The organism is Psychrobacter sp. NG254 (genome assembly GCF_015277735.1).
Classification (GTDB): Bacteria; Pseudomonadota; Gammaproteobacteria; order Pseudomonadales; family Moraxellaceae; genus Psychrobacter.
In genome coordinates this window covers 1-14,872 of record NZ_JADHDA010000004.1, presented here as the reverse complement: position 1 = coordinate 14,872, position 14,872 = coordinate 1, and the positions used below count along the sequence as shown (strand labels likewise).

General features: G+C 43.4%; 5 protein-coding genes. 1 reads left to right on the top strand and 4 read right to left on the bottom strand.

The annotated features are described in order from the left end of the window. Window positions 1–159: 159 nt before the first annotated feature. The 4 genes from IP510_RS07570 to IP510_RS07555 form a co-directional block, all read right to left on the bottom strand. Entirely contained in the window at window positions 160–5,079 is a 4,920-nt protein-coding gene (locus tag IP510_RS07570; RefSeq protein ID WP_194364185.1) for a CapA family protein, read from the bottom strand. A 177-nt stretch (window positions 5,080–5,256) separates the two neighbouring features. Beyond that, a complete protein-coding gene (locus IP510_RS07565) occupies window positions 5,257–10,032 on the bottom strand; it encodes an Ig-like domain-containing protein (protein WP_194364184.1) in 4,776 nt (1,591 codons plus the stop codon). Between the two features lie 1,506 nt (window positions 10,033–11,538). Continuing rightward, window positions 11,539–12,207 (bottom strand): cupin domain-containing protein, encoded by a 669-nt coding sequence (locus IP510_RS07560; RefSeq protein ID WP_194364183.1) that lies wholly within the window; start codon window positions 12,205–12,207, stop codon window positions 11,539–11,541. 78 nt (window positions 12,208–12,285) lie between these two features. Next, entirely contained in the window at window positions 12,286–13,149 is an 864-nt protein-coding gene (locus tag IP510_RS07555; RefSeq protein WP_194364182.1) for a universal stress protein, read from the bottom strand. A gap of 426 nt (window positions 13,150–13,575) precedes the next feature. Here IP510_RS07555 and IP510_RS07550 point away from each other — a divergent pair, with 426 nt between their 5' ends. After that, window positions 13,576–14,109 carry a DUF2058 domain-containing protein gene (locus tag IP510_RS07550; protein WP_194364181.1) on the top strand — a complete coding sequence of 178 codons (534 nt, stop codon included), beginning with the start codon at window positions 13,576–13,578 and terminating at the stop codon, window positions 14,107–14,109. Window positions 14,110–14,872: the final 763 nt, after the last annotated feature.

The following is a 14,872-nucleotide window of genomic DNA, read 5'->3' as shown; positions in this document are numbered from 1 at the left end:
AGATAAAGCCATACTCAGTAAATGATAGAAAAAATATTGACTCTGATACTGTTAGAATTATCGTGATAATGAAATTATACGCCATATCAAGGGTATCAATATCATAGGTGCCAACATAAAAAGTACCAGCGATAGCATCTGACAAAATCTTCTCTGATATCAGCCTTGTAATAATGGAGATAACCCAACAAAGTCACTACCAGTGCGCGAGCCTTTGATCAAAATAACGTCATTCGGTTGCCATAGACTTTTTATATAATTAGCCAAATCATCAACATTGTCAAAATGTGCGCCTAGCATGTCTTTAGGTAGTACCTCGCGTAGATACTTCATTTCTTCACCATGAGTGATAACAAGGTCAGGTTTACTCTCTAGTATAGGCACTGACAAGCTTTGGTGCATCTCTTTGGTTTTTTCACCCAAATCAACCAAGCGTCCCAATACAAAGATAAAGCGTTTATCTGCCTCTTTTTGTGCGCCAAACAATGACAGCGCGTTGACCATAGACTCGTATAGGGCATTCCAGTTGTCATCGATAATAGTCACCTTACCGCCAGTTACTGCAACCTCGTGTGTTAACAGCCGTCCTTCGATAGATTGGTATTGACCAATGTTCTGACAAGCCTTGTCCAAGTCTTCACCCAGCGCATACATCACTGCAAACGCTGCGATGGCACTTTTTGCCATACCTGCTGTTGGCATTGGTATAGAGAATGAATAACTTCCGCGATTGGTATCAAACGCCACCTGACTGCCAAAATAGGTGCTTTCTATGTTTTTTATACGTATTTCACTATCTACATGGTCGCCATATATAAGGACGCTTTTTGCGTGCTTACGGGCATAGCCTAGCACCTGATCAAAGTGCGGTAAATGAGCCCCAACGACTGCAATAGCATCACCCACCAGACCATCAAATACCTTACATTTAAAACGTACTGCCCGCTCTAATGTTTTAACCATCTCAATTTGTGAGATACCAATTTCTGTTATGAGTGCCACGTTAGGACGCAAGAAACGCGTGATGGGTCCTCGGTTCATCCATAGGGCGCTTTGAGCCACCTCTATGACAGCTGCATCATGATTTGGTGATAAGCTTGCGAGCATACCAAGCACACCCACACGAGAGTTATAGTTCGCTAATGAGGTCAACACATGCTGGTCGTCACCCATCATGGTTCGTATCATATGGCAAGTACTAGACTTACCCACTGTACCTGTGACTGCTACAATTGGCTTGGCGAATCGAGTACGAGCAGCAATGCCTATTTCCATCCAAGCTTTTATTGGGTCATCTACCTGCAAGATAGGAAAATCAGGATGCAAATTTTTTGCAGGATGATCAACAATAGCACCTGCCAAACTGTCTTGAAGTTTTAACAGAAAATCATGTCTATCAAATGGTTTTGGTTTTTTTATGCTGTTTTCATGAGCGGCTCGGTTGTCATTATTGTTAGCAACAAACATGACTTTACCAGAGGCCAGACCTACATGACTCCAACCAGCGACGAGAGAATCCACATACCAATCAGCAGGCGGTGCAACCAGCCATTTTCCACGCGTAATTAACGCCAGTTGTTCTGCATTCCACGTACCATTGGTATGATTGTCATAGACTTTATCAGTAAAAGCTTGACGGTAATGCATGTGCTTGGCCAGCTGATCAGAATACTTGACCTTATCAGCTGACAATACAAAATGAAATGGCAATGCCACAAAGGCATGCTGCTTTTTATTGTCTACGATACCCACTTCCAACTGTAGAACACCATCCTCCCATGCGGCCATAAAAGGTGGACGTAACCCGTAAAAGTCGCGATATACCTTATCAGTACGCCAGTGTGAGGTTGGGATGAGCCAGTCACAAGGATCGTGATCAGATCCAACACCCCACGGACGCATTTTTTCAGTAGCAAAGGTGGGTTTTGCCCTAAAACGTATTCGAATATCCTCTGATAATACTTCAGTGGTTTGCCAAAAACTCTCTATCCATAACATGCGGCGGCGGTTAAAAAATCTTGGGCTGGCCCTTACACCTACCAATTGTAATGCACCAAAATGAATCGGCTCAATGCGAGCATCTGCCGGTACCTCATCAAAGACTAAAGCACTACGCTCTTGTGCTGACCACCGAGCATAATTGATACGCGGCTTTTTCAAAGGAAGGATGTTCGCTTTTGGGTTGATAGACGCGGTGCTTGTTTCTTTTTTTAAGCTTGGCTCAATCACCAGCGACAAGCTACCATCTTCATGCAATGACACCTGACTACCCATTGCCGCACACATAGAAGCAAAGTCACGACTGATAGCCACAGCTTGTTCACCCGTTGCAGGTTGCGTTTGACCGTATCCCACGTGTACAGGATAAAACCTGATACGCTCAATACCGCTTAGGCCAATCTCTAGCTGAAAAACACCGCCAGCTTTAGGTGTAGAAACCATAGCATCAAACAGTAGGTCGCCTGCATCATGTATGATCGGCTTAGACTTATAAACCTCTATTCCTTGTAACTGATGAGCGGACGCACCTAATACAGCATCGGCGCCTGCGTCTATTAATCGATGCCCAATTTCTATTTCATCCAAATCAGGTCGATCCACTCGATTGGCACCCCAATGGATCGCAACCAAAACCAAGTCTGATTGCTCTTTGACTAATTTAAACAAAGGCGTGTAAGTGTCTGACCATAGCGGATGATCTTTAGGATCAATATACGCTGCACCCGCAGTATCTTCAGTCGCCGCAAAATACGAAATGGTGGCATCTACCGACAAGATAGCCACACGAATGCCATTGGGTAGTTGATGATACAAAGGGGCGAAAGCGGTTTCTTTATTTTTGCCAGCACCAACAGAGTCAATGCCTGCTGCTGCCAATATCTCTTGCTGCTGTAACAGTGCTACTGCACGGTAATCACCGCTATGATTGTTTGCGCAAGCCACTGCATTTATGCCAGCAGTACACAGTATCTCGACCATTTCGGGACGCGCACGATAGTAGTAATGTCCACCCCTGCCTTTCGCTCTGCCTTGATTACCCAGTACCGAAATCACGCACTCTAAGTTCACAATGGTAAGATCTGACTCTTTTAAGGCGGCTATATCCAATACATTGTCTATACCATAACGCTTGGTTAAAAAATGCTGTCGTCGCCCTAAATTTACATCACCACCCCATGCTATCGTAGATTTATTTGACTCTTTTGCGATTACTGGGACAAGTGGTTGCTCAGTGACACGATTTATGGTCGAGAGAATATTGGGATAAGTATTATTATCAAGCAGCTGTTGATATGCCACTAGCCCTGATAAATAATGCTCTACATCATCAATTCGTACTCTAAATGAGTGATGACGGATAAAAAACCCATGCAAAATGGTTTGTGGCGCTTTAAAAAACATCGCCATCTCTGGAAAGAAAAAACCATTCATCAAATGATTGGCACGCGCATGTAGCGCTTCATAAAACCCTTCAACATCAAAACCTGCTAATACATCTTGAAATTCAGGATGCTCATCTAGTTTCAAAAGCATTTTGTGAAACGCCATAGACAGCTCAAGCAATGTCGGAAACGTAGTAATACGAGTTTTAATAAAGTCGGTATAGCCTCTAATATTATCGACTGCAAACTGAAAGTACTTTTTTTCAGGTTTATATATAATCAGCTCGTTTGAGCAATATGATAACCAGTGATCATGTGCCTCATGATGATTGGCTGCAATAAAGTAGTCAAAAGCCCGAGTGACACAATTAATCCAACGTGTATCTTTAGTCAAACCATATAAACGCATTAATGCAAAAGCTGCCTCACCATCATAATAAATGATACGGTTTTTGGCTTTGAGTGATAAATCCTTACTGTGCAATACATGGGCGAAGCTACCATCCTCTTGTTGCATCGCGATAATACCTAACGCTAACTTGGTTGCTAGCTCATGATATTTACCTGCGAAAGGCGTATCCTCAAATACTTGTAAATACTTCACCAGTGCCAGTATCGCAACCGCATTGGCACCTAGCTTAATCTCTCCGCCTGTATCTATCACATATGCTTTGTCATCATAAATTTGAATAAGCTCATCAATCACATAGCCCATCGCATTGTCAATATTGTTCCGCATATCAGCCAAAGCAGTTGTCGTATCATCGTTACGGGCGGTATAAAAACCACGGTAGGCTTCATAGCCTTCTATCAATGCATAAGTACTACTGGCATGGCGCAGGCTATTGTACGTATCAATGGTACGGTCAAAACAAGGAAAGTGACCATACACGTACTGACCAGAAGGCTTTACCTGCCTAGCAAGGTAATGCGTGGCCTGCTCAATAATGGGTTGGGTGCTGCTTGCCGACAAGGGTCGTAATTTACGGTGGCCCTTATGACGAGGTTTGGTTTCGAGAGTATGGTACTCACCTGTCTCTATATTTATAAATACACCAGCGGTATTAAAGCTAACAATAGGCAGATCATTGTGAAAGTTGGGGATTTGGCTGCTGCCATGACGCGCCTTTAGATACACGTTCAGGTTATTAGCATTGACCCCTGCATGAGAAACAGTATTCCCCATATAAAGGCAAGCATTGGCATTCAATTCCATTTCAGTTAATAATAACCACGGCTCACGCACACCTTCAAATGCGATACCAGAGCGATAATAATTACGCTTAAATCGTTTTAAGCTTTGCTGAAAACTTGACCAAGTGGTAAGCGTGGCTTGATTAAGCCATTCGAGCCGTAGCCACATAATGGGGGCATCAAATTTTGTGGAGAGCTTGTCTAGCTTTTCTATAATTATAGGCAATATTCGTTCAAAGTCAGAGAAGCTATTAGTGTTATGTATTTCATTCAATAACATTAAATCATCAACGATAAAAGAGACGGTTTTGGCTTTTTTGATACCATCAGATACCGACAACACAAAAGTATTTGCTAAAGTATCCAGCGCTGTATTGTTTAGACTCTCGCCTTGCTGATCATTCATTCGAGTGATACGTGTCTGTATCCAGTTATCATAAATAGCTGGTAAATTTTTTTCCAAATAGTTCACTAAGAGATTCGATTTTATATATTCATCCATGTTTTTATTGTCCTGTACAATCTTGCACTTTGTCATATTTTAATTATAAACATACAGCACTTATATTAAGTCTATATTTTTAACTCTATTCATTACACCTCAAAACAATTAGATAAACATTGTAAAAAACGCCTCCGTTTCGGAAGCGTTTTAAAATTGGAATTCGACTAGTCGGTGTTAGATAATATTGGTGATATCCGTATCGATATAAATTTGCTTAGTGGTATCATTCCCTAATTGCCATACATTGTATCCAGTATCAGGAGCAGCTCCGACGTTTGACCAAGTACCATCTACATCACTAAGATCATTGCCATTACTACCCAAATTTACTGTATCATCACTATTCCCTCTTACATAGATAGGATTCGTGGTTCCTGAGTTGGTAACATCTGCTGCCTTGACGGTCAGCGTATTGGCACCAGTACCGCTAATATCGAGCACTTCCGTTTGGAAAATATCAGATAGACTTAGCGTTTGGCCTGATCCAGTTAGGTTGATAGTATCTACTCCATCACCGCCTATAATAGTAGCATTCAAGGCCGAATCAATATTAACAACATTATCAGTGTCATCTATAATGTATTGCATCTGAGCAGCATTGTTTGAAATATTGATAGTATCGTTACCATCAAGCATATCAACTGTATAAACCAGATCAATCACTAAATCTGCCTTATCACTATCACCAGTGACATTATCAAAAATAGTATACGTGAATGTATCTGACTGACCTGATGATGCATAGTCTCCATTAGCCGTATAAGTATAATCACCATCCGCGTCAATCTCTAAAGTTCCGTATTGACCAATAACAGTGATAATACCAGTGTTGATATCAGCTGAAACACCATTTACCTCAGTTACGTTGGTATTAGAAGTAACAATATCTGCAACTAGGCCATCGTCACCTACATCAGGAGCGATTACATTACCCGTTATCTCTATATCCATATCAAAACTATACGTAGTGAGATTACCTGTCACTTGAACGTTACTAAACAGTGTTAAAAGAGAGTCCTCGAGTATGCCAGTAGCAGTAGCAGTAACCAAATTAACGGTATCGTTAAGTAACCCTCCAGCTAAAGGAACACCACCAAGAGCGCCTTGTAGGTCACGAATCAGGTCTCCAGTACTTATACTTCCTGTCACAGGGCTAAGAATACCGAGAATCAAGCTATCAAGCCCTAGAAAACTAAGTAAGCCCAAGTTTAGACTATCTAAGATAATATCTAAACTATCAGACCCTAATACGACATCGTTTACTAACTCAGCAACCGCGCTCTGAGATTTACCAACGACAACTGTGTAATTGCCTGGAGCTAAATTGGGCAAAGTAAAACCGAAACCTTCCTCACCGCCTGTGAGACCGAGTAGCTCTATCCCAAGAACATTGCCTACAAGAGGAGGTGTGCCTGTACTAGCAAAGTAAGCAAGATTTCCATTACTGTCGTAGATCTCTACACCGACTGCACCAGATACTAAGTCTATCACTTCATCAACTTCAACTTTAATATCTATACTACCAGTCGTCCCTACAGGCACATTAAATGTTTGGCTGGGATCGACAGGGCCAGAGATTACTCCCAATAAATCAACTGTGGTATCCAAATCGAAATCTACTACTGGGGCAGTATTCAGCGTAATTGCTAAGTCACCTAAGTCAAGAGTATCTAGATCATCTCTTGCATCGATAACAGGGGCGTCAATATCACCAACCGTGGCAGTTGCTTCGCCAGATGCTGATCTATTACCCGCTTGATCGGTCACCGTGGCGGTCACGGTCAACACCTCACCTTCTGCTGGTGCAGGTACGGTGGTATCATAACCGTCCGTCAGCATCGCAGCGGTCACAGTGACGTCAACACCATTGATAGTTAAAGTGTCATCCACGACTGCGTCAATAGGTAGGCTCACGTTCACTTGAACCTCACCATTTGCGGCCAAGTCAAAGCCATTGACGGTGGCATCACCATTACCAATTGTGACACTTGGCACGCTAGGCGCTACCGTGTCACGTACCGCCTCAACGATGTCCGAATCTGATTCGTTACCAGCAGGATCTTTGATCGTTGCTGTCACTTCAAGCTCAGCACCTTCAGCTGGAGCTGGGACGTCAACCACAATGCTACCAGCGGTGATGTTCGCTGGGGTGATCTCGGTTTCAACACCGTTGACCACAAGCGTGTCACCCGCCACAGCATCTGTTGGCAGTCCAACAGTGACCGCAACGTTGCCATCCACATCAATCTCGTCAGCGGTAATGAAGCCATCGCCATTGCCAATTGTGACACTTGGCACGCTAGGCGCTACCGTGTCACGTACCGCCTCAACGATGTCCGAATCTGATTCGTTACCAGCAGGATCTTTGATCGTTGCTGTCACTTCAAGCTCAGCACCTTCAGCTGGAGCTGGGACGTCAACCACAATGCTACCAGCGGTGATGTTCGCTGGGGTGATCTCGGTTTCAACACCGTTGACCACAAGCGTGTCACCCGCCACAGCATCTGTTGGCAGTCCAACAGTGACCGCAACGTTGCCATCCACATCAATCTCGTCAGCGGTAATGAAGCCATCGCCATTGCCAATTGTGACACTTGGCACGCTAGGCGCTACCGTGTCCACCACGATATTGACCGTGCTGCTGGCGCTTGGCAAGTTACCAGCGGCGTCCGTGGCAGTGACGGTTAGGGTTTCGTCCCCTTCACCCATGACGGTAACCTCTGCTGGGGTCACAGCGACACTCCAGTTGCCATCACCATCAACGATTGCAGAAGCACCAATCTGACCCTCTGCGCCATTGGTTAAGGTGATGATGTCACCTACCGTGCCTGTGCCGGTCACATTAAACCCAGCACCTGCTTCAACCGCATTGATGATGTCATCGCCTGTGACTGCATTGATGACGGGCGCATCAGCATCAGCATCAGCATCGGCATCGGCATCAGCATCAGCATCAGCATCAGCATCAGCGTCGGCATCGGCATCGGCATCAGCGTCTGCATCGGCATCAGCGTCTGCATCGGCATCGGCATCAGCGTCTGCATCGGCATCAGCGTCTGCATCGGCATCGGCATCAGCGTCGGCATCAGCGTCGGCATCAGCGTCGGCATCAGCGTCGGCATCAGCGTCGGCATCAGCATCGGCATCGGCATCGGCGTCAGCGTCGGCATCAGCATCAGCATCAGCATCAGCATCAGCATCAGCATCAGCATCGGCATCAGCGTCTGCATCAGCGTCGGCATCAGCGTCTGCATCAGCGTCGGCATCAGCGTCGGCATCAGCGTCGGCATCAGCGTCTGCATCGGCATCGGCATCAGCGTCTGCATCGGCATCAGCATCAGCATCAGCATCAGCGTCGGCATCAGCATCGGCATCAGCGTCGGCATCAGCATCAGCATCGGCATCGGCGTCAGCATCAGCGTCTGCATCGGCATCAGCGTCGGCATCAGCGTCGGCATCAGCATCAGCATCAGCATCAGCATCAGCATCAGCGTCAGCATCAGCATCAGCATCAGCATCAGCGTCAGCGTCAGCATCAGCGTCAGCGTCAGCATCAGCGTCGGCATCAGCGTCAGCGTCAGCATCAGCATCAGCATCAGCGTCAGCGTCAGCATCAGCGTCAGCGTCGGAATCAGCGTCAGCGTCGGAATCAGCGTCGGAATCAGCGTCAGCATCAGCGTCGGAATCAGCGTCGGAATCAGCGTCAGCATCAGCATCAGCATCAGCATCAGCGTCGGAATCAGCGTCAGCGTCAGCGTCAGCGTCAGCGTCTGCATCAGCGTCGGCGTCAGCGTCGGCGTCAGCATCGGCGTCAGCATCGGCGTCAGCATCGGCGTCAGCATCGGCGTCAGCATCGGCGTCAGCATCGGCATCATCTATGTCCGGCGCCATCATACTAATTGGATCGCTTTCATTACCCGCAGTATCAACAACAATAGCCGTAATCGTTTCACCATCTATCAATGGGTTACTGCTCGTATCAATACTATAATTACCATCACCATCGATTACAGCGGTATAATCGGGTTCACCATCATCGTCAGTGTCTACTTCGATCGTAGCACCAGGCTCTCCAGTCCCTGTAATCTCCATTCCATTTTCATTAATTTCGAGAGTCGGTGTGGCAGGCACCATCGTATCTACACTGATATCTATAGTCGTAGGGTCGCTGACATTACCAGCAGGATCTGTTGCAGTTATGGTTAACTGCTCTGCCCCTTCACCCATCGCGTCCACATCATCTTGATCAACCGGAATACTCCACGTACCATCTGCACCAACGGTAGCAGTCCCAATAACGTTGCCATTACCATCTTTTAAAGTAATCGTATCACCAGTAATACCTGTACCAGTGACATCAAAACCATCTGTTGCTTCGCTGCCATTGATGATGTCATCTCCTGTGATAGGATCGACAGTTGGTGCATCAGGAGCGGTATTATTGTTATTGTTATTGTTATTACCACCGCCAGAGAGTGCAGCACCTGCAATACCTATACCCGCTAAACCTAATAGCCAAGGTGTGGCATTAGAGCCATTTGCAGCGCCTATCCACCAAGGAGATGCTTGTGAGTCTCCACCAAGTGTCTGCCCCTCAATATCACCGGGTTGCAACTCAGTCACCGCATCTACTGCTTCGCCAGTGTTTGGCACATAATAGGAGTAGCTACCATCTTCCGTGATACCTATCAATGCACTATCAATACCGTCATAGAACCCTTCAATAATCAGGTCAGAGTCGATACTTTCATTTTCAAATGAAATATGAAGATCTTTACCCATACGTTTAGTGACAATATTTTTTGGTGCTTGCCCAGCGTCCAGATCAAAAAGCTCATAATTGGTTTTATCGACAGCTTGAATAACTTTAGCAGCACCACTTTGCGTAGCAATTTGATACTCAGCAACTGTCTCAACTTGACTATTAACTTTAACCATTATATTTTTCATAATATCTTCCTTGATTAGTTAATTAATCTTGCATGAGTGTCATTAAAGCCGTTCGATAGACGACAGCTGATTTGACAAATTGAATGAGGTAAGAACAGCGTTCTACTAACTAATATTTTTTGAATGAAAACGAGATTGCTTTTAGGCAAACATGCTATTGAGCATGTTTTTATGAGAGAAAGAAATTGATGGTTTTTAGAACAAAAAGCAGCATGACTACTTATCTTTTTAGGCATTGTTTTGAATGAGTCGATCATACTGGAGTTAAGCAAATCCATATTTGCCTGCGTCGCTTCACAACCTACTAAATTGGCTCTTTTAGCCGATAATAGTACGGCCCTGCTGTTCATAGTACGGTACTCCCTGTACACATGATATAAAGTTACAAATGCATGCTCTGGTTTACTAGAAATCTAAATCAAAAATAAACAGACATACATTACAAAGATAATAATTCGCTTATCATTTTCATTACCCTATCTTCATAATAGCTATATTTGTTTATCGTTCAATATAATTAGTTTTATATATATGTAAATTATATTTATGATAATAAATATAATTTACATATTAAATTTATTGGATATTGGGCATTATATTTGAATTTTTCAGCTAGTAATCAAGCCATGAAATATGCCACATCCCCTTAGAAGTAACCGCTTAATCTCTTGTAATAGTTGGTAAAGTTATTTGTTATAAGATGGATGCTATCTACTCATCCCAATAAATTAGGCATTTCAAATAAACAGCTACAGAGCCTCACTATTTAATAATACTTAACTGCGTTTAATTTTTATTAAATTTAAAATATATCAAAAATTGAATACATTATAAAAAATTAACAAAAAATATCTTTACCTGCATTTTATTAGATGAAATTGGAAAAATTAGATGATTTTCTGCATTATTTTTGGCTCGAAAAGCTGATTTTTGATACCTATTTAGTGACATGTACTTAAATTAATCATTCTAGGTAAGCGATTATCAATCGACAAAATTACACTTACTGTTTGAATGAAAAAACGGTGCTGTAGGTACAAATAATGTGACCACACTTCTGCATCACTGAGCATCAATGGATATCGAGGCAGTTTAAGAGGTGGGTGATTGAGTTTTTAATTAAGCGGAGATACTTCAAAAGAGGAAATGAAAATAGATTTTTTCTCAACCATAGGCTGAGCCCACAAAAGATAGCCAACGACTGAAAAGTAATTGATATAACTGACTTACTTCAAAGTCGAGTCTGTGCTGCTGACACAAGTATTTGCAGATTATCTCTATAGCAGCAAAGTACATAAGAAAAATCTGTACGAGTAGCACATTAATAAAGGAGGCAATCTGAATTGATTGTCTGAATGGACTAAAAATAGCGAATGCATAAAACATATTGAACCTATCCGCTATGTGGTCGGTTCAATATTATTTAGACACAAGGAAGCCGAGTGAACATATTACAGATAGTAGGTTCAGCGAAACTGACACCGTATCTAACTTATGGAGGATTAACTATAGCCCGATCACTTGATCGAGATGCCCTGTCTTGAGATACAGCGTAGCGCCTTCTAGGCCTGCTTTGATCTGCGGATGCTCATCGGTAGGCAGACGTATCCACCCACCACGCGAATACACTTGCCCACCATCTATGAGTATACCTGCCAGCACCAAAAGCTCCGCCCCGCCACTGACAGGTTCATTAAATAGCTGCTCGTCTGCATTGATACGTTGTAAGCTCACCTGCTCATTATCATCTAAAAACAAAGGGCAAACCTCACGGGTACCGTGTTGCTGCCAATGAGCGCTATCTTGGGTATCGATCGCCACATAGTCAGATTCATCCGAGGACATCTGACGCAGCTTAACAAAAATAACTGCACCCTCATCACTATAAGGCGTGTGACCTGAAGCGGGTGGATTACGCAAGTACCAGCCTGCTGGGTAATGCTGGTCATCTGCAGAAAAAGTCCCAGACAACACCAAAATCTCTTCACCGCTCGGATGTAAATGATGCGGGAAGTAAGAGCTGGGCGCATATCGTACCAAGCTGGTAGCGCGGGCTTTCTCTTCTCCTATTCGATCGAGCATGATGCGCTCGACACCATTTTGAGGAGATTTTACCCACTGATGGGATTCAGGTGCTAGAGACGCGCGTTGTGAAAAATCTGCATTGAGACGCATAAAGTATTCCAAAGATATTAGAGCGCGTTCTTAATTAAAAGATAACAACACGCCTTAGAGATGGTATTTATTGAGTGTTTATCGTACTAAGATTACAGGAGACAAGGTACTGGCGATGATTTCTGTCGTGGTACTACCTAGAAACAATTGCTGCCATTTAGAATGACCATACGCCCCCACTATCATAATATCGATATCATACTCAAGTTGAAACGTTAACAGTCCATCAACGGCATCAGCAGCAGATATATGATGCGCTTCGACAATGAATCCTGCATCTTCTAGTTGCGCCGCTGCCGCACTCATGCTTTGCTTGGCGGCATCATTATGGTTACCTACCATGACAATATGACCTTTCAAGCCTTTTAATAATGGACTTTTTCCCACCATCCATGCAGCCTTAATAGAGGTTTTGCTACCATCAAAGGCAATCATATAAGAGCTTGGCTCTTCAAATTTCTCTGAGCAAATAAGTATCGGCACCTCTGAGCCGCGGGCAACGGTTTCGATTTGGCTGCCAATATTGATCCGACTATTCTTATGATCTTCTCCGCGGCGTCCCATCACAATGGCACGGTTTTCATCTTTGAAATGCTCGATACTGGGCAGCAATTTGCCATGACGTTGATAGACACGAACACCCACCTCTGCAAAGCTGCTCTGAACATGGCTTTTGGCATCTTGTACCAATGCATTGCTATAGCTGTTGACCACTTTGGCGCGTTGTTCATCTAATTGGGACAGCTCCTCTAACAAAAACTGGCGGCTGTTTACCCCTATCGCTCCTGATAAGTCTCGTCTGCTCGATGCCGGTATGTCGCTGACGTGTAATATCCCAACAGGCAAATTGAGCTTGCTGGCATACCATGCTGCATAGTCACAAACGGATTCAGTCACTGCCGAGCCATCAATACAGGCCAAAATGTGCTGTGATGTTGTCATAATCTGTCCTTAGATTGAGTTATTTAATCCTATACAGCTGGTCATACTTAACCAAGCTAGGCCTTTTATTGGGGAGACATTCATAGAAAATATATTCCTTAATTCGATGATAACCAATTTAGGCGGCTTCATCCAGTGATGTATACGCTTTTGCCATCATCAGAAATGTGCTAGTCCTAGCATTACTTATGGTTTACAAGAGTATAGTCAATCAATGTTAAAAATGGTACAAGGCGGACGAGCGCAAGTACTACAGTAGTAGGCTAAGCGAGTTTAACGCCGTAACACTTTAAGAGTGGTTCGACTATATTATATTGATGCCTCTATAAACTCTGGTCATTGTCTAACCACAAGCGCTGGTAAAGTTTGCTACAATATGTTTTTTAGCATTTGTGATTTAACTATCGTTATTTAGGTGATTGGATTATGGCAAAAAACGCCCTACAAGCTCAATTATTAAAGGCTGGATTGGTTGATAGCAAAAAAGCCAATAAAATCAGCAAGCAAACTCAACATGCCAAACGTACGGGCGATTCAGAAAGCTTAGAGACGAAAAAAGCACTGGCAGAGGCACAAGCAAAAAAACTGGAGAAAGATCAAAAGCTCAATCAAGAAAAACAGCAGGCACTAGAAGAAAAAGCCCTAAAAGCCAATATTATCCAAATGATTAAGCAGCATCAAATTACGGATACACAAGGCGAGGTCAGCTATCAGTTCGTCGATGAGTCTAAAGTTAAAAAGATTGCCATTACCCAAAAGCTATATGATCAAATCGTGGCAGGTCATGTGGTGATTGCACGCTTAGAGGACAGCTATGCACTGCTCCCTCGCCCACTCGCTGACCGTATTGATTCAAAGATGGAAGGCTTTATGGTGGTGTCTAATGATACTGCCGAAGAAGCATTGGCAGAAGACGATCCTTATGCCGCTTATGTCATCCCAGATGATTTGATGTGGTAATCAGGTATTTGTCTACCTTTTCCTTGTCTTTATGCGGAGGCAATACTGACCCACAGTACAGCCTTCGCATAAAACTATTTTTTGCCTCACCAATACAGTCATCATGACTGGTATAGTCAGTTCAATATAATTTCGATACAAGGAAACTGAGTGCAAGTTATACATTAGTATGCTTAGCGAGGATGACGATGTAGCGGATTTATATAGACTTGACTATAGCTTATGTAAAATACCTTTTAATGACTACTATTCAATAGCGCTTAATCGATTTCAAAATTCCAAATCATTTTATTTCATTGTGTCATACAAAATATTTAGACAGAACATCTTTTGTTTACCTCTAAATACTGGTAATCTACGCACTTTAATTTATCCATACATCAGCCTCTCGTCAAATGCTAGCCTATAAATGTTAAAAACTTGCAATGATGAATGGTTATTTTCCAATATTCCATGTTTAAATTGAACCAAATATTTATTGACTCTTAATATTTTATTTTTTGTATGGTCAGAGAACACTTTCCAAGCCACTTTGCACCTTGCGATCAAAAACCAAGAAACTCAACGTAATAGTCAGCTATAGATCAGCCCTTACGCATAAAGGACTGTCCTATATTGATTGGTTTTATGAGCACACACAGTGCGCAAACCGTACCTTGAACGAAATCACGCCTTACGCTTACCTTTTGACTTCCTCCCCTCCCTAAAAGTGAAGGGGATTCCTACTAAAGACGGTCAAGCCCGACCGCGAGTATATTTTTGG